The 15,592-nt window shown below is 66.8% G+C and carries 17 protein-coding genes; 11 read left to right on the forward strand and 6 right to left on the reverse strand.

What is annotated here, in order from left to right:
• Positions 1–2: 2 nt before the first annotated feature.
• Positions 3–818: a universal stress protein gene (locus A7Q26_RS20905; RefSeq protein WP_066863988.1), complete on the reverse strand. Its 816-nt coding sequence runs from the start codon at positions 816–818 to the stop codon at positions 3–5.
• A gap of 169 nt (positions 819–987) precedes the next feature.
• Here A7Q26_RS20905 and A7Q26_RS20910 point away from each other — a divergent pair, with 169 nt between their 5' ends.
• Positions 988–1,485, forward strand: coding sequence for a GNAT family N-acetyltransferase (locus A7Q26_RS20910; RefSeq protein WP_066863991.1), 498 nt, complete (start codon positions 988–990; stop codon positions 1,483–1,485).
• Between the two features lie 87 nt (positions 1,486–1,572).
• On the opposite strand, the gene A7Q26_RS20915 is transcribed toward A7Q26_RS20910, so the two are convergent.
• Entirely contained in the window at positions 1,573–3,444 is a 1,872-nt protein-coding gene (locus A7Q26_RS20915) for an ABC-F family ATP-binding cassette domain-containing protein (protein ID WP_066863994.1), read from the reverse strand.
• Between the two features lie 452 nt (positions 3,445–3,896).
• Between A7Q26_RS20915 and A7Q26_RS20920 the strand changes: the two genes are divergently transcribed.
• Together A7Q26_RS20920 and A7Q26_RS20925 are read left to right on the forward strand one after the other, a co-directional pair.
• On the forward strand, positions 3,897–4,556 hold the full coding sequence (locus A7Q26_RS20920; protein WP_198163014.1) for a hypothetical protein: 660 nt from the start codon (positions 3,897–3,899) through the stop codon (positions 4,554–4,556).
• Between the two features lie 188 nt (positions 4,557–4,744).
• Positions 4,745–5,593 (forward strand): hypothetical protein, encoded by an 849-nt coding sequence (locus tag A7Q26_RS20925; RefSeq protein ID WP_066863999.1) that lies wholly within the window; start codon positions 4,745–4,747, stop codon positions 5,591–5,593.
• Between the two features lie 82 nt (positions 5,594–5,675).
• Here A7Q26_RS20925 and A7Q26_RS20930 read toward each other — a convergent pair whose 3' ends face one another.
• From A7Q26_RS20930 to A7Q26_RS20940, 3 genes are all read right to left on the reverse strand, one after another.
• Positions 5,676–6,047, reverse strand: coding sequence for a c-type cytochrome (locus A7Q26_RS20930; protein ID WP_066864002.1), 372 nt, complete (start codon positions 6,045–6,047; stop codon positions 5,676–5,678).
• Between the two features lie 70 nt (positions 6,048–6,117).
• Complete coding sequence (gene katG / locus A7Q26_RS20935) at positions 6,118–8,334, reverse strand: catalase/peroxidase HPI (protein WP_066864005.1); 2,217 nt, start codon at positions 8,332–8,334, stop codon at positions 6,118–6,120.
• A 179-nt stretch (positions 8,335–8,513) separates the two neighbouring features.
• Entirely contained in the window at positions 8,514–8,990 is a 477-nt protein-coding gene (locus A7Q26_RS20940; RefSeq protein ID WP_066864008.1) for an SspB family protein, read from the reverse strand.
• Between the two features lie 86 nt (positions 8,991–9,076).
• Between A7Q26_RS20940 and hisB the strand changes: the two genes are divergently transcribed.
• The 7 genes from hisB (at position 9,077) to A7Q26_RS20975 (ending at position 13,185) form a co-directional block, all read left to right on the forward strand.
• Complete coding sequence (gene hisB / locus A7Q26_RS20945) at positions 9,077–9,664, forward strand: imidazoleglycerol-phosphate dehydratase HisB (protein WP_066864011.1); 588 nt, start codon at positions 9,077–9,079, stop codon at positions 9,662–9,664.
• Positions 9,665–9,691: 27 nt separating this feature from the next.
• On the forward strand, positions 9,692–9,979 hold the full coding sequence (locus A7Q26_RS20950) for a YciI family protein (protein WP_066864014.1): 288 nt from the start codon (positions 9,692–9,694) through the stop codon (positions 9,977–9,979).
• Positions 9,976–10,599 carry an imidazole glycerol phosphate synthase subunit HisH gene (hisH, locus tag A7Q26_RS20955; protein WP_066864016.1) on the forward strand — a complete coding sequence of 208 codons (624 nt, stop codon included), beginning with the start codon at positions 9,976–9,978 and terminating at the stop codon, positions 10,597–10,599. Before A7Q26_RS20950 ends, hisH begins: the two co-directional genes overlap by 4 nt.
• Before the next feature lie 48 nt (positions 10,600–10,647).
• Entirely contained in the window at positions 10,648–11,385 is a 738-nt protein-coding gene (gene hisA, locus A7Q26_RS20960) for a 1-(5-phosphoribosyl)-5-[(5-phosphoribosylamino)methylideneamino]imidazole-4-carboxamide isomerase (protein WP_066864018.1), read from the forward strand.
• 53 nt (positions 11,386–11,438) lie between these two features.
• Entirely contained in the window at positions 11,439–12,230 is a 792-nt protein-coding gene (gene hisF / locus A7Q26_RS20965) for an imidazole glycerol phosphate synthase subunit HisF (RefSeq protein WP_066864021.1), read from the forward strand.
• A 2-nt stretch (positions 12,231–12,232) separates the two neighbouring features.
• The gene (locus A7Q26_RS20970) at positions 12,233–12,553 is read left to right on the forward strand and encodes a phosphoribosyl-ATP diphosphatase (protein ID WP_066864024.1); all 321 of its coding nucleotides are present in this window, start codon (positions 12,233–12,235) and stop codon (positions 12,551–12,553) included.
• A gap of 62 nt (positions 12,554–12,615) precedes the next feature.
• A complete protein-coding gene (locus A7Q26_RS20975) occupies positions 12,616–13,185 on the forward strand; it encodes a hypothetical protein (RefSeq protein ID WP_066864027.1) in 570 nt (189 codons plus the stop codon).
• Here A7Q26_RS20975 and A7Q26_RS20980 read toward each other — a convergent pair.
• Positions 13,160–14,077, reverse strand: a complete 918-nt coding sequence (locus A7Q26_RS20980) for a histone deacetylase family protein (protein WP_066864031.1) — start codon at positions 14,075–14,077, stop codon at positions 13,160–13,162. The two genes, A7Q26_RS20975 and A7Q26_RS20980, sit on opposite strands and share 26 nt — an antisense overlap.
• A 57-nt stretch (positions 14,078–14,134) precedes the next feature.
• Here A7Q26_RS20980 and A7Q26_RS20985 point away from each other — a divergent pair, with 57 nt between their 5' ends.
• Positions 14,135–15,586, forward strand: a complete 1,452-nt coding sequence (locus tag A7Q26_RS20985; RefSeq protein ID WP_066865208.1) for a L,D-transpeptidase family protein — start codon at positions 14,135–14,137, stop codon at positions 15,584–15,586.
• Positions 15,587–15,592 lie beyond the last annotated feature (6 nt).

Genomic DNA, 15,592 nt, shown 5'->3' on the forward strand with positions numbered 1-15,592 from the left:
CGTCAGTGCGCCAGCAGCAGCGGAACCCGCGCCGTGCGGAGCATCGCGCGGGTGACGCCGCCGAACATCAGCTCCCGCCAGCGGCTATGGCCGAAGGCACCCATCACCACCCAGTCGGCGCCGAGCGTGTCGATCGCCTCGCGCAGCGCGATTTCGATCGGGCGGTCCTTGCGCGACCAGCTGTGCAGTTGCGACTTGATGCCGTGCCGGGCGAGATATTCGGACGCGCCGGTCGCGGGAAATTCGGCCTTGTCGGACTCCTCGACGGTGACGATGTCGACGCTCTGCGCCAGCCGCAGCAACGGCACCGCGGCACGCAGCGCGGCGCAGGACTCGGACGAGCCATCCCAGGCAACCAGCGCCCGTCCCGTGATCGTGACCGAGCGCGCGCTCTGCGGCACGGCGAGAACCGGCGTGCGGCCACCGAGCGCCAGGTCCGCGACGATCGGCAAGGGGTCCATGGCGTCGCTCCGCCGCCCTTCGGGCAAGGTGGCGACGATCAGGTCGGAGAGGCGCGCGGCGGCGAGCAGGCTCGCGATGCTGTCGCCATCAATCTGCCGCCAGTCCCAGGCGATGTCCTCGCGGTCGAGATGCGCTTCCACCTTGGCGCGGTAACTTTCGTCGATGGCGTGCAGTTCGGCCGCGATCGTGGGCGCATAGCCCGCGCCGCCATAGACGTCGGCGGCGATCAGGTCGGGCATGGGCGTCACCTGGACGCACTGGACATGGGCATTGCAGGCACGGGCGATGTCGCAGGCCGCCTGCATACGGCTGTCGGCACCTCGATCGTCATGGATATGCAGCAGGACCGTCTTCATCGCAGGGCTCCCAGCAAGAGTATCGCTGCCTGCAAGCTAGGCCTTACCCCCACCGGCTCGCCATCAGGGATAGTCCTTATAGCATGTGCAGCGCCCAGATCCGATCAAAAGCCGCATGAGGCGGGCCGGACGGAGCCGGCGCCTGCCGTCTTCCGACTGGAGATTTCCGATGATCGCGCTCGAAACCCGATATGGATTCCGCTTCGACATTCGCCTCGCCACCCATGCCGACGAACCGGGGCTCGCCGCCTTCTTCGCGGAGGTCACCGACGATGACCGGCGCTTCCGGTTCCTGTCGGCGGCGCCGCAGGTCAGTCCGGGGCAACTGCACGAGCTGGCCGACTTCGCCTATCACCGGCATGAGACGTTCCTGGCCTTCGTGCCGGGGAACGACGAGATCATCGCGGCGGCGACGCTGGCGGCGGACCCGGACGGCCGAACCGGCGAGGTCGCCATCTCCATACTGCCTGACTTCAAGGGCAAGGGGATAGGCTGGACGCTGCTGGATCATGTCGCGCAGGAGGCACGCAGCTGGGGCGTGACACGGCTCCAGTCGATCGAGAGCCGGGAGAACCGCGCCGCCATCAGCCTTGAGCGGGAAATGGGCTTTTCCGCCAGGGCCGTCGAGGGCGATCCGGGGCTGGTGCTGCTGGAGCGGGCCTTCTGACCACAGGCCGGTCGCTTCGGGCCGGCCGAGACGCGGGCAGCGGGGCGCCGCCGTTCCCCGACCAGGCTCGAAACGAACGGAGAAGGATCAGCCCGCCTCCAGCGCCGCGCTCGCTTCCATCCAGACTTCCTCGGCCGCTTCCAGCTTCTTTTCGACGGCGGCGCGCTTCACCATCAGTTCGCTGGTGGTCATCTTCGCCTCCGCGCCGGTCGCGGCCTTGGGGTCGAACAGCGCCTGGTCGATGCGGCTGCGCTCGGCGGACAGGGCCGCCATTTCCCGCTCCGCCTTGTTGAGCGCGTTCTTGAGCGTCTTCTGCTTTTCGCGCCATTCGGCTGCCGCGCGCTTGTCGGCCTTGCGGTCGACCTTCGGCGCGTCGCCCCCGCTGCTTCCATTGCCATCCGCCTTGCGCAGGATGATGTCGGTATAATCATCCAGCGACCCGTCGAATGGCTGGGCGGTGCCATTGTCGACCAGGACGAGGCGGTCGGCCACCAGTTCGATCATGTGGCGGTCGTGGGAGACGATCACCACTGCGCCGCTATAGTCGTTCAAGGCCTGCACCAGCGCTTCGCGGCTGTCGACGTCGAGGTGGTTTGTCGGTTCGTCGAGGATCAGCAGGTGCGGCGCGTCGCGGGTTATGAGCGCGAGCGCCAGTCGGGCGCGCTCGCCGCCGGACATGGAGCCGACCTTCTGCGTCGCGCGCTCGCCCGAAAAGCCGAAGCGGCCGAGTTGGGCCCGCACCGCGCCGGGGGTCGCGCCCTTCATGACGCGGGTCATGTGCTCCAGCGGCGTGTCGGTGATGTCCAGTTCCTCCACCTGATATTGGGTGAAGTAGCCGACATTCATCTTCGACGTGGCCTGCACCGTGCCTTCCATCGGCGCCAGCTGCGCGGCGATGAGGCGGGCCAGCGTCGTCTTGCCGTTGCCGTTGCGACCGAGCAGCGCCAGCCGGTCGTCGGGATCGATGCGCAGGTTCACCCGGCGCAGGATCGGCGTGTCGGTATAGCCGACCGCCGCCATATCCATGGTGATGAGTGGCGGGCGCAGTTCGGCGGGACTGGGGAAGCCGAAATGCAGCGTCGGATCCTCGATAGCGGCGGCGATGGGCTGCATCCGGGCCAGCGCCTTGGCTCTGGACTGGGCCTGTTTCGCGGTCGAGGCGCGGGCCGAATTGCGGGCGACATAGTCCTGCAACTTCTCCCGCTCCGCCTGCTGCTTGGCACGGGCGGATTCGAGCTGGGCCAGCCTTTCGGCGCGCTGCCGCTCGAACGCGTCATAGCCGCCGGGATAGAGCGTGACCTTCCCGCCCTCCAGATGAAGGATATAGTCGACCACATTGTTGAGCAGGTCGCGTTCGTGGCTGATGACGACCACGGTGCCGCGATAGGCCTTGAGGAAATTTTCCAGCCAGAGCGTGGCTTCGAGGTCGAGGTGGTTCGACGGTTCGTCGAGCAGCAGCAGGTCGGGGTTGGAGAAGAGAAGCGCGGCGAGCGCCACGCGCATCTTCCAGCCGCCCGAATAGCTGTCGAGCGGACGGCCCTGCATTTCCTCGTCGAAACCAAGGCCGACCAGGATGCGGGCGGCGCGAGCCGGGGCGGTATAGGCGTCGATCGTCGTCAGCCGCTCATAGATATGGCCGAGGCGGTCGGGGTCTTCGGTATGTTCGGCCTCGGCCATGAGCGCCGCGCGTTCCTTGTCGGCGGCAAGCACGGTGTCGAAGGGGGTCGACGTGCCCGACGGCGCTTCCTGCGCGATATAGCCGAGGCGCGTGTCGCGGGGCATGTCGCACGACCCTTCGTCCGGGTCGAGCTGGCCGATCATCACCTTCATCAGCGTGGACTTGCCCGCGCCGTTGCGGCCGATGAGGCCCACGCGGCTGCGCGGCGGCAGCGCGGCGCTGGCGCGGTCGAGAATGGTGCGGCCGCCCAGGCGCACGGTGATGGCATTGAGGTTCAGCATGGAGGCGGGCTTTAGGCATTTTCCCGCGCCGCGGAAATGCCCCATTGCCGCGATGCCGCATTTTTCGAATCAGGGGCCGGATCGGGAGGCCATTCCGGCGCGGCAGCGGGCGGAGCGGCGCGCGCCGCAGTGGTATTTGGCAAGTCGGCGCGGCCTTGCGAAATATACAGTGTCGTGGCCGACGCAAAAGCGTCGGTCCGGACGGGTGGCGTCGATTTCGCAATAGGAGAATTTCTGCAAAATGCCGCGCGCCGGAGCGAAGCGCGGCGCGGGACGGCGAGGAGCGGACAGTGCGAAAGAGCGGGGATGGTTATGGCACGGGCCGGGGGCTGTAGGACAGCGACCTGAGCCGCGCCCGCCGCGCGCGGCGGCAAGAGCGGATCATCTATCGACAAAGCGCGCTGCCTGTTCGACATTCCAAAAAACAGGGAGACATTTCGTCCATGGATTTCATGAAGATCATCGAGTCCCTGGACGAAGCGCTCTACACGGTAATGGGGTGGCTCGTCTTCTATCCCATCACCTTCTGGCGCATCCTGGTCCGGCCGTTGCACATGATGGCCTATGCCGATCGGGAGGTTTCGGATCGTCCGGAAAACCAGTATGACGACGCGATCCGGCCACCGCTTTTCCTGTTCCTGACCTTGCTCATTTCGCACGGCATCGAAACGGTCGTGGCGGGCCAGAACCCCCTGCTGGCCGACCGCCACGGCCTGGCCGCCATGGTGGATTCCGATCTGGCGCTGCTGACTCTCCGCCTGATCCTGTTCAGCCTGTTCACGTTGATGATGGCGGTGCGCCTGCTTCGCCGGCAGGGCGTCCGGCTGACGCAGGAGAATTTGCGGCGCCCTTTCTACGGCCAGTGCTTCACCGCCGCGCCATTGGCGTTGTTCGTGGGATTGGGCGCGCTGCTCGCCGAATCGCATGTCCCGATGGGGCGAAGCGGCGGCCTGGCGCTGGTGCTTGCCGCGTTCGGATGGTATCTCAGCGTCCAGTCATTATGGTTTTCGCGGAAGCTGGACATCTCCCTGCTGCGCGGCTTTGGCCAGGCATTGACCGCTTCTTCCTTCGCCCTCGTGATGTTCCTCGCCCTGTCCCTCATGATCCGCTGACATGGGTCAAGAGCCTGCGATCGGGTCGCACGGGCAAGGCGATCTGCCCCATGTGACAGGATGATGTGAGCCGCACGATGTGCGACATTGGATCAAGAGGTGCACGTGCACCCTTCACCATTCCGCAACTCCCTTTCGACAAGCCAACGCGTTCCGATCACCATAGCGGAAAATAATGGAGGCAGATCATGAAGATGTGGGCCATGGCTTTAGCTGCTGCGGCAGCCGGTTCGAGCGCTGTCCAGGCGCAGACGCCCGATGATGTCCGCGATCTGGTGGGCGCACGCGCGGCGGGAGCGGAAACGGCGATCCAGTCGCGCGGCTATATGTTCGTGAAGACCGAGACGGGCGACGATCGCAAATATAGCTATTGGTGGAATCGCGAGACACGCCAATGCGTCACCGTGGCGACGATGGACGGTCGCTATGCCTCCATCACATCGACCCCTGCCCCCGATTGCAACCAGAGCGCGGGCGGGCGGGCCGGGCATGATGCGCGGCGGACGATGGACCGCGATGCGACCGACCGTCCCGACATCGGCTATGCGCGACCGAACCCCCGGCGTGAATCGCCGAGCTATGCCGGCGACCAAGGCCCGTTGCGGGTGGGCGACTATGACGTCGACCTGGGCCTGGTCTGCTTCGGCGATGGCGAAAGGCCCGGCCTGGCGACCAGCTATGGGTGGTCGTGGAACAGTCGGCGCAATCGCTACGACTATGGCAACCGCACGGAGTTGGCGCCGCAGCAATTCGATGCATCCGTCATGATCCAGCTATGGGACAATGGCGGACGGATCAGTCTGCCCAAGAAGCTGGTTCCGCCGATCAACTCGCGTGGCCATGATGGCTGGTGGGATCTCTACGATGTCGAGAGCGGGCCTGACGTCATCCATGCCAAATATCGCCTCAACGGCCTCAACAAGCCGGCAATCACGATCAACCGGCGGAGCGGCCAGATCAGCATCCGCGGCCTTGATTCCTATGGGTTCCGGGGCAGTTGCGACCTGATCGACGGGAAAGATCATCGCCGCTTCTGACGTCGGGGCACAGCGCCCGGTCAAGGCCGCATCCGTCCGATGACGGGCGCGCGCGACATGGCCGACCATGTCGCTCAGCCCCTCACCGCAGGCTCAGCAGATAGTCCACCACCTGCCGCCGTCGCGTGGCGTCCGGGATGCCAGGGAAAGGCATTTTCGTGCCGGGCACCAGCTTTTGCGGGGCGGTGAGCCAGCGGTCGAGAGTGGCGGCGTCCCAGGTGAGGCCCGATGCCTTGAGCGCCGGGCTGTAGCTGTAGCCGGGCAGGCTGGCCGCCTTGCGGCCGGCGACGCCGCGCAGATTGGGGCCAAAGCTGGTCTTGCCCGGCGCAGTCGCATGGCAGGCGGCGCAGGGCGTGAAGCCAGTGGTAGGCGCCTGGGCGTGGGCGGCCGTTCCCGCGGCCGCGGGCAGCAGCAAAGCGGCGGCGCGGAACGTGGGGAAAGGAATGGTCTTCATGGGCGGCTTTCCCGAAAAAATGGGCCGGAGGCGAACGAATCGCCGCCGGCCCTGTCGTCATGCCTGATGGTCAGAAGCGGTCGGCATCCATCACCTTGGCCCAGGCGGCCACGAAGTCGGTGACGAACTTCTGCTTCGCGTCGTCGGAAGCATAGACTTCCGACACGGCGCGCAGTTCGGAGTTCGACCCGAAGATGAGATCGACCGGGGTCGCCATCCAGCGCAGCGCGCCGCTCTTGCGGTCGCGCCCTTCATAGAGGGTCGCGTCCGTCGCCGACTTCGACCAGACCGTGCCCATGTCCAGCAGGTTCACGAAATAGTCGTTGCTGAGCTGGCCCGGACGGGTGGTGAACACCCCGTTCCGCGACTTGCCGCTATTGGCGTCGAGCGCGCGCAGGCCGCCCAGCAGCACGGTCATTTCCGGCACGGTCAGGTCGAGCATGTCGGCCTTGTCCACCAGCGCTTCGGCCGGAGCGAGATTGGAATTGGCGGCGTAATAGTTGCGGAAGCCGTCGGCCTTCGGCTCGAGGAAGGCAAAGGACTGGACGTCGGTGTCGGCCTGGGTCGCGTCGACACGGCCCGGCTTGAACGGCACGGTGACGCTGTAGCCGGCCTTCGACGCGGCCTGCTCCACCGCGGCGTTGCCGCCCAGCACGATCAGGTCGGCAAGGCTGACCTGCCGGCCGGCCGCCGCCTTGTTGAAGGCGGTGCGGATGGCGTCAAGCTTGCCCACGACCCTGGTCAGTTCGGCCTTGTCGTTGACCGCCCAGTTGATCTGCGGATCAAGCCGCACGCGCGCGCCATTCGCCCCGCCGCGCATGTCGGTCGAGCGGAAGGTGGAAGCCGAGGCCCAGGCGGTACGCACCAGTTCCGGCCCGGTCAGGCCCGACGCGAGGATGCGTGACTTGAGCTGGGCCACGTCGGCATCGGTGATCGCGGCATAGGTCGCCTTGGGCAGCGGATCCTGCCAGGAGAAGCTCTGCGCCGGCGCGTCCTTGCCCAGATAGCGGGCGCTGGGGCCGAGGTCGCGATGGGTCAGCTTGAACCAGGCGCGGGCGAAAGCGGCGGAAAATTCCTCCGGATCCTTGTGGAAGCGCTCGGCGATCTTGCGGAAGCCGGGGTCTTCCTTGATCGCGATGTCGGTGGTGAACATGATCGGCGCGTGGCGCTTGTCCTTCACATGCGCGTCGGGGACGAGCTGGGCCGCGGCAGGATCGGTGGGAATCCACTGGGTGGCGCCGGCCGGGCTTTTCGTCTTCACCCAGTCGAAGCCGAACAGATTGTCGAGATATTGCGTGGTGAAGGCGATCGGATTGGCCGACCAGGCGCCTTCGAGGCCGCTGGTGATCGTATCTTCGGCATTGCCCTTGCCGCACTTGTTCTTCCAGCCCAGCCCCTGGCCCTCGATGCCGGCGGCCGACGGGTCGGCGCCCATGCACTCTTCGGGCTTGTGCGCGCCATGCGCCTTGCCGAAGGTGTGGCCGCCCGCGATCAGAGCGAGGGTTTCCTCGTCATTCATCGCCATGTTGCCGAAGGCGCGGCGGATGTCGGCGGCGGCGGCCAGCGGATCGTGATTGCCGTTCGGGCCTTCGGGATTGACGTAGATGAGACCCATCTGGGTCGCGGCGAGCGGTCCCTTCAGATTGCCCTTCGCGTCGCGGCGCTGATCGGCCATGAATTTCTTTTCCGGCCCCCAGAAGACCAGGTCGGGCTGCCAGGCGTCAACGCGGCCGCCGGCGAAGCCGATGGTCTTGAAGCCCATATCCTCCAGCGCGACATTGCCGGCCAGGACCATGAGGTCGCCCCAGCTGATCTTGCGGCCATATTTCTGCTTGATCGGCCAGACCAGGCGGCGGGCCTTGTCCAGGCTGACATTGTCGGGCCAGCTGTTGAGCGGCTCGAACCGCTGCTCGCCGCCGTCGGACCCGCCGCGCCCGTCGCCGGTGCGGTAGGTGCCCGCGCTGTGCCAGGCCATGCGGATGAAGAAGGGGCCGTAATGGCCATAATCGGCCGGCCACCAGGGCTGCGAGGTGGTCAGCACCTTGCGCAGATCCGCCTTCACCGCGTCGAGATCGAGCGTGGCGAATTCGGCGGCATAGTCGAAGTCGGCGCCATAGGGATTGGCGCGGGTCGCCTCATGCTGGCGCAGGGCGGAAAGGTCGAGCGTCTGCGGCCACCAGTCCTTGGTGGTCATGGCCGGTTCGGCGGCGCGGGCGGGCGTTGCCGCCAGCGCGGGCGCCATCGCCGCGGCCATCAGCGCGATGAGCGAAATATGCGATTTGGACATGGTTTTTCCCCTGTATCCGTTGCGATCCTGCTCCTGGGAGCCGGGGAAGCGATAGAGGGGGGCGCTTCATTGCTGAAACGAATCGATTGGGTCAGAGTGATCGACATTCCCCATGAGAGAAAATCGTGCCCAAGCGAAAAGGATGCTACGCGCGCAGGGACGGCTGGCGCGCCGGCGGCTTATTTCTTCTTGCCGAAATCCACGGTGACGACGTTGGAGCCGTCCTCGCTCGTCACCTGCGGGCCGTCATTTTCGGCGGCGTCATGGGGTTCCGGCTCCTCGTCGGCCGCCACCTGGAACTGGAGCGCGAAATTGACGGCCGGATCGACGAAGGCGGTGATCGCGCCGAAGGGAATGAAGAGATGGGCCGCGACCTGGTTGAAGGTCAGGCTGACCTCGAAATGGGTGCCGCTGACCTTGAGATCCCAGAACTTGTTCTGGAGGACGATGGTCATTTCGTCCGGGAAGCGTTCCACCAGCTGCTTCGGAATCTCGACGCCCGGCGCCTGCGTCTTGAAGGTGATGTAGAAATGATGCGCGCCCGGCAGGCCGCCGGTCTGCTGCACTTCGCCCAGCACCCGCCCGACGACCGCGCGCAGGGCCTCCTGCACGATTTCGTCATAGGGAATCAGGCTATCGGGCAGGTCGTCGCTCATGGCCCAATGTCCTAGCGGCACGAAACAGGCGGTCAACCCCTGCACGAGCAGATTGCAAGACTGGCGGCACGCGCTATAGGGCGGCCATGCGCAAGGCCGAGATTCACCGCAACACGGCGGAAACCCAGATCGACGTCACCGTCAACCTCGACGGGACGGGCCTTTATACGGTGTCGACGGGCATCGGCTTTTTCGATCATATGATCGAGCAGCTGTCGCGCCATTCGCTGATCGACATGGATGTGAAGACTGTCGGCGACCTGCATGTCGACCAGCATCACACCACCGAGGACACGGCGATCGCGATCGGCGAGGCGGTGGCGAAGGCGCTGGGCGACAAGCGCGGCATCAGCCGGTACGGCAATGTCTATTCGCCGATGGACGAGACGCTGACTCGCGTGTCGCTCGACATTTCAGGGCGTCCCTGGCTGGTGTGCAAGCTGCCCTTCACCGTGCAGAAGATCGGCGAGTGGGACACCGAGATGGTGGAACATTTCTTCCACAGCTTCGCCCAGGCCGCCGGCATCACGCTGCACATCGAATTTCTCTATGGCAGCAACAACCACCATATCGTCGAAAGCGCGTTCAAGGGGCTGGCCCGCGCGCTGCGGCAAGCGGTGGAGATCGACCCGCGCAAGGCGGATGCGATACCCTCGACCAAGGGCATTTTGTAAGCAGACACGCATAGAAGGGCCGTTTCCATGTTCATCATTTCGCTGACCTATACGGCGCCGATCGATGTGCTGGACGGCCATCTGGCGGATCATCGCGCCTGGCTGGACCAGGGGATCGCCGATGGCTGGCTGCTACTGGCCGGACGGCGCGAGCCGCGCACCGGGGGTATATTGATGGCGCGGGGCGAGCGGGCGGAGATCGCGGCCAAGGCGGCGACCGATCCTTTCGTCGCCAATGGCGCTGCATCCTTCGAGCTCATCGAGTTCCATCCGGCACGGGCCGCCAGCGTCAATCTGGAGACATTGCTGCCATGATCGCCCTGATCGACTATGGCGCGGGCAATCTCCATTCGGTCCATAATGCCCTGCGCAAGGCCGGGGCGGACGATGTCGTCATCACCGCCGACGCCGATCTGGTGCGCCGGGCCGATCGGATCGTCCTGCCGGGCGTGGGCGCCTTCCGCGCGTGCCGCGACGCTCTGGTGGCGATCCCCGGCATGGTCGAGGCGATGGGCGAGGCGGTGGGCCAGCGCGGCACGCCCTTTCTGGGCGTGTGCGTTGGGATGCAGCTGCTCGCCGACGCGGGCGAGGAGTTCGGCCGGCATGAGGGGCTGGGCTGGATTCCCGGCACGGTGCGGCGGATCGAACCGGGCGACGCCGCGATCAAGGTGCCGCACATGGGCTGGAACGATGTGGTCCTGAATAGAGCGGACCAGGGGATTTCGACGCTGCTGGAGGCGGGCGAGGCCTATTTCCTGCACAGCTATCATTTCGAGGCGGCCGACCCCGCCCATGTGGCAGCGACGACCGACCATGGCGGGCCGCTGGTCGCCGCGGTCGCGCGCGACACCATCATCGGTTGCCAGTTCCACCCGGAAAAGAGCCAGCGCTACGGGCTGTCGTTCCTCGCGCGCTTCCTGAACTGGCGGCCGTGAGATAATGCAACGTCCGTTCGGTTCGAACGGCATTTTGGAAATCGGATAATGTCGCTGATCGTCTTTCCCGCCATCGACCTCAAAGGGGGGCAGGTCGTCCGCCTCGCCGAGGGCGACATGGACCGCGCCACCGTCTATGGCGACAATCCAGCCGCGCAGGCCCTGCTCTTCGCTGAAGCGGGCGCCCAGCATCTCCACGTAGTCGATCTCGACGGCAGCTTTGCCGGCCACGCGGTCAATGCCGAAGCCGTCGAGAAGATCGTGGAAGCCTTTCCCGGCCATGTCCAGCTGGGCGGCGGCATCCGCAACCGGGAATCGGTCGAGCGCTGGTTCGACCTGGGCGTATCGCGCATCGTGATCGGCACGGCGGCGCTGAAAGACCCCGCCTTCGTCAAGGCGGCGGCGCGCGACTTTCCCGGCGGCATCGTCGTCGCGGTCGATGCGCGCGACGGCTTCGTCGCGACCGACGGCTGGGCGGAAAAGAGCGACATGGCCGTCATCGACCTCGCCCGCCGGTTCGAGGACGCGGGCGTGGCCAGCCTGCTGTTCACCGATGTCGGCCGCGACGGGATGCTCAAGGGCTGCAATGTCGACGCGACCGTGGATCTCGCCCGCGCCACCGACATTCCGGTGATCGCCAGCGGCGGCGTGGCGGGGATCGCGGACATCCGCATCCTCAGCCTCCATGCCGATGACGGGATAGAGGGCGTCATCACCGGCCGCGCGCTCTATGATGGCCGCCTCGATCTCAAGACCGCTCTGGCGGTAGCGCAGGCGGCGGCATAAACCATATCGTACAACCGCCGTTCGTTTCGAACGGACACCTGGAAACCAGCCCCATGACCGTCCGCACCCGTGTCATTCCCTGCCTCGACGTCGCCAATGGACGCGTGGTGAAGGGTGTCAATTTCGTCGACCTGAAGGATGCCGGCGATCCGGTCGAGCAGGCGAAACTCTATGACGCGGCCGGGGCGGACGAGCTGTGCTTCCTCGACATCACCGCGACCCATGAGGCGCGCGGCACCATCCTGGACGTGGTGCGCCGCACCGCCGAGGTCTGCTTCATGCCCGTCACCGTGGGCGGCGGCGTGCGCAGCGCGGACGATGCGCGCGCGCTGCTGCTTGCCGGAGCGGACAAGGTCGCCGTCAACAGCGCGGCGGTCGCCCGGCCCGAACTGGTCGCCGACATTGCCGACCGATTCGGCAGCCAGTGCATCGTCGGATCGGTCGACGCCCGGCGCGCCGGATCAAATGCCGACGGCACGCCGCGCTGGGAAATCTTCACCCATGGCGGGCGGAAGCCGACCGGCATCGACGCGCTGGACCATGCGCTGCGCCTGGCCGAGCTGGGCGCGGGGGAATTGCTGGTCACGTCCATGGACGGGGACGGCACGAAGCAGGGCTATGACCTGGCGCTGACCCGCGCGATCGCCGATGCGGTGGCGATCCCGGTGATCGCCAGCGGCGGCGTCGGCACGCTGGACCATCTGGTCGAGGGCGTGGTCGAGGGCCATGCCAGCGCCGTGCTGGCCGCCTCCATCTTCCATTTCGGCCAGCACACGATCGCGGAGGCGCATCGGGCGCTGGCGGCGGCGGGCGTGCCGGTGCGCGTGCCGGTGACGGGAGAATGACGATGCGCGACACGCTGCACAATCTGGAGCAGACCATCCGCCAGCGGCGGAGCGCAGACCCGTCGGCCTCCTATGTCGCCAAGCTGTCCGCCCGGGGCCGCGCCAAGATCGCGCAGAAGGTCGGCGAGGAAGCGGTCGAGACGGTGATCGCCGCCATGGCCGACGACCGGGAGGGCGCGATCGGCGAAAGCGCCGACCTGATCTTTCACCTGATGCTGCTGCTGGCCGACCTCGACGTGCCGTTCGACGCGGTGCTGGACGAACTGGACCGGCGCGAAGGCGTGTCGGGCATCGCCGAAAAGGCGGCGCGCCCGACGGACTGACCGGAAAGAAACCGCCCTTCCCGCGTTGAGGCGTCAGCTTCGCGTCCACATGGGGAGGGAATATGGTTCGGACAGTGATCGGCGGCCTGCTGGGCGGGCTGGCCATCTTCGTTACAGGATTTCTCTTCTGGGGCACGCCGCTGTCCGCGCTGGCGCTGAGCCGGGTCGGGGACCAGGCGAGCGCCAACCTCCAGGCGGCAATGGCGCAGGCGCTGAACGCCACGGGCACCGGCGTATACGTCATACCCGATCCTTCGACGGCGCAGGGCACGATCCTCTACGGCCGTGGCCCGGTGGCGCAGATCTTCTACAATAGCAGCGGCTTTCCCGTCATGGACGGCGGCGCGCTGATCGGCGGGCTGGTGCTGGCGCTGGCGGTGGGCGTAGTGATCGCGCTGGCGCTGCGCTTCGCCCTCGCGGACTTCGCCAGCCGCGCGCGGGTGACGATCCTGTTCGCGCTGGCGGCGGTGCTGTGGCTCCATATCGGGCAGGCCGTGTTCAACCATGCGCCCTGGGGCTATATCCTCTACCTCGCCTTCAGCGATTTCGTGGCCCTGGCGGCGGCCGGGCTGATCGCCGCGAAGCTGATGGAGACGAAGATTGTGGTCAGGCCTGGCGATACGCCGCGCTGACCGCTTCCTCGGCCATTCGGATCATGCTGTCGGCATGGCGGCGGGCGACCCGCATCCGGTCCTCGCCATAGCCGCCGCCCAGCGTGCTGGCGAGCGGCACGTCCCGTTCCCGCGCCTGCCGCACCACATAGCGGTCGCGGGCGTCCAGCCCGGCATCGGTCAGCGCCAGCCGGCCCAGCCGATCCTCCTCATGCGGGTCGACCCCCGCCTGGTAGAGGATCAGGTCCGGCGCGAAATCATCCAGCACGCGCGGCACGATGTCGGCGAGCAGCGCCAGATAGGCGGAATCCCCGGTCCCGTCCTCCAGCCCGATGTCGAGCGTCGAACGGGCCTTTCGCACCGGGAAATTCTTTTCGGCGTGGACCGACAGGGTGAAGATGTCGCCGCGTCCCGCCAGCAGCGACGCCGTGCCGTCGCCCTGATGCACGTCGAGGTCGAGGATGAGGATGCGGGCGGCATCCCCTTCCGCCACCAGCCGGTTGGCGGCGATAGCGAGATCGTTGAACACGCAATAGCCCGCGCCGGTATCGGCCAGCGCATGATGGCTGCCGCCCGCCGCATTGGCGGCATAGCCATGGCGGATCGCCAGCTTGGCCGCCGCCCAGGTGCCGCCCGGCGACAGGATCGACCGGCGCATCACCCGCTCCGTCACCGGAAAGCCGATCCGCCGCGTCTTTTCCGGCGGGACCGACAGGGTCAGCACTTCATTGACATAGGCCGGATCATGCACCGCTTCGATCCAGTCGCGCGGCATCGGTTGCGGTTCATGGACATGGCAGGAGGCGCCGCTTTCCCGCAGCGCTTCCATCACCAGCCCATATTTGTCGAAACGAAAGCGGCTGCCGGGTGTTGCAGGCGAGACATAGGCGGGATGGTGAACAACGTGCAGCATGATCTTTTCCCGCTATCGCGATTTGAACGATGGCGGCTTTGCGCTATCTGGTCCAGCATGAACCGTCCCAAGATGATCCGTTTCCCGCTGCTGGCCCTTGCCGGGCTGGGCCATGTCGCCGCCTTCGCACAGACGCCACCCCCGGCGGTCGCGCCCACATTGCCTCCTGCCACCGTCCAGCCGCTGCCCGCCCCGCCGCCGCCGGTGCCGATCCCGGCGCTCTCCCCGGCGCAGGAGGCCTGGGCGCACGACTGGCTGAAGAATGGCGCGGCGCAGGGCCTGATGGCGCGGCAGAAGGCGAGCGGGCCATTGAAGGGCGATGCGCTGGTCGGCGCGCTGGTCGACCGGGCCAAGGCGCTGTCGACCGGCCGGGTCGATACCGCCGATTTCCTGAATATCTGGGCGCTGCGCCCGGCCGCCTTCGACCCGCGCCCTGCGCTGGCCAAGGCGGTGGCGGAAGATCGGCTGCAACAATGGGCCGCAGGCCTGACCCCGCCCTGGGCCGGCTATGAAACGCTGCGCAAGGGCCTGACCCGATATGAGGCGATCCGCGACAAGGGCGGCTGGCCGACGCTGACCGCCACATCCGCCCCCGATGTGGTGCGGGCGCGGATCGCGCTGGAAGACCCCGCCGTCACGCGCGACGAGCCGCTGGTCGACGTGATCCAGCGCGCCCAGCGCCGCTACGGTCTGGAACCGACGGGCCAGCTGGGCGCGCGCACGCTGGCCGCGCTCAATGTCGGCGTGGACGAGCGCATCGCCGCGATCATGGCGAACATGGAGCGGTGGCGCTGGATGCCGCGCAGCCTGCCGGTCAACCGGGTGCAGGTGAACATCGCCGCCGCCGTGCTGACCGTGTTCGAGGGCGACCAGCCGGTCAGTTCGATGCGCGCCGTGACCGGCAGCCCCGACAATGCGACGCCGATGCTGTCTTCCAGCATCCATTCCATCGTGGTCAACCCGCCCTGGAACGTCCCGATGTCGATCGCCAAGCGGGAACTGTTCCCCAAGGGCCGCGCGACGCTGATCCGCCAGGGCTACAAGATCGTCAAGACGCCCGAGGGCGGCGAGCGCATCGTCCAGCCCGCCGGGCCGAACAGCGCGCTGGGGCGGCTGAAGTTCGACTTCAACAACAGCTTTGCCGTCTATCTGCACGACACCCCGTCGCGCGGAAAATTCTCCAGCTATGACCGGCTCGCCAGCCATGGCTGCATCCGGCTGGAAAAGCCGGTCGCGCTCGCCGAGCAGATGGTCGCGGCCGACCCCAACCTCAACGGCCAGATCCAGGCGCTGATCGACGAGGGCAAGACCCAGCGCGTGTCGCTACCGCAGGAGGTGGCGGTCTACCTGCTCTACTGGACCGCCTTCGCCAGCCCCAACGGCACGGTCAGCTTCCGCGCCGATCCCTATGGCTGGGACAGGCTGCTCGCGCAGAAGATCGAGGCGTCGAGCCGTCGCGCCGACCCAACCGCCGCCCCATCCCCCACCACCATCGCATCGAAGGACTGACGCCCC

Origin of the sequence: Sphingobium sp. TCM1 (assembly GCF_001650725.1) — a bacterium.
Lineage (GTDB): Bacteria > Pseudomonadota > Alphaproteobacteria > Sphingomonadales > Sphingomonadaceae > Sphingobium.

Excerpts from the sequence above, each read along its gene's own strand:
- A7Q26_RS20905 (WP_066863988.1), bottom strand. The coding sequence starts at position 818 with ATGAAGACGGTCCTGCTGCATATCCATGACGATCGAGGTGCCGACAGC.
- A7Q26_RS20910 (WP_066863991.1), top strand. The coding sequence starts at position 988 with ATGATCGCGCTCGAAACCCGATATGGATTCCGCTTCGACATTCGCCTC.
- A7Q26_RS20915 (WP_066863994.1), bottom strand. The coding sequence starts at position 3,444 with ATGCTGAACCTCAATGCCATCACCGTGCGCCTGGGCGGCCGCACCATT.
- A7Q26_RS20920 (WP_198163014.1), top strand. The coding sequence starts at position 3,897 with ATGAAGATCATCGAGTCCCTGGACGAAGCGCTCTACACGGTAATGGGG.
- A7Q26_RS20925 (WP_066863999.1), top strand. The coding sequence starts at position 4,745 with ATGAAGATGTGGGCCATGGCTTTAGCTGCTGCGGCAGCCGGTTCGAGC.
- A7Q26_RS20930 (WP_066864002.1), bottom strand. The coding sequence starts at position 6,047 with ATGAAGACCATTCCTTTCCCCACGTTCCGCGCCGCCGCTTTGCTGCTG.
- katG (WP_066864005.1), bottom strand. The coding sequence starts at position 8,334 with ATGTCCAAATCGCATATTTCGCTCATCGCGCTGATGGCCGCGGCGATG.
- A7Q26_RS20940 (WP_066864008.1), bottom strand. The coding sequence starts at position 8,990 with ATGAGCGACGACCTGCCCGATAGCCTGATTCCCTATGACGAAATCGTG.
- hisB (WP_066864011.1), top strand. The coding sequence starts at position 9,077 with ATGCGCAAGGCCGAGATTCACCGCAACACGGCGGAAACCCAGATCGAC.
- A7Q26_RS20950 (WP_066864014.1), top strand. The coding sequence starts at position 9,692 with ATGTTCATCATTTCGCTGACCTATACGGCGCCGATCGATGTGCTGGAC.
- hisH (WP_066864016.1), top strand. The coding sequence starts at position 9,976 with ATGATCGCCCTGATCGACTATGGCGCGGGCAATCTCCATTCGGTCCAT.
- hisA (WP_066864018.1), top strand. The coding sequence starts at position 10,648 with ATGTCGCTGATCGTCTTTCCCGCCATCGACCTCAAAGGGGGGCAGGTC.
- hisF (WP_066864021.1), top strand. The coding sequence starts at position 11,439 with ATGACCGTCCGCACCCGTGTCATTCCCTGCCTCGACGTCGCCAATGGA.
- A7Q26_RS20970 (WP_066864024.1), top strand. The coding sequence starts at position 12,233 with ATGCGCGACACGCTGCACAATCTGGAGCAGACCATCCGCCAGCGGCGG.
- A7Q26_RS20975 (WP_066864027.1), top strand. The coding sequence starts at position 12,616 with ATGGTTCGGACAGTGATCGGCGGCCTGCTGGGCGGGCTGGCCATCTTC.
- A7Q26_RS20980 (WP_066864031.1), bottom strand. The coding sequence starts at position 14,077 with ATGCTGCACGTTGTTCACCATCCCGCCTATGTCTCGCCTGCAACACCC.
- A7Q26_RS20985 (WP_066865208.1), top strand. The coding sequence starts at position 14,135 with ATGAACCGTCCCAAGATGATCCGTTTCCCGCTGCTGGCCCTTGCCGGG.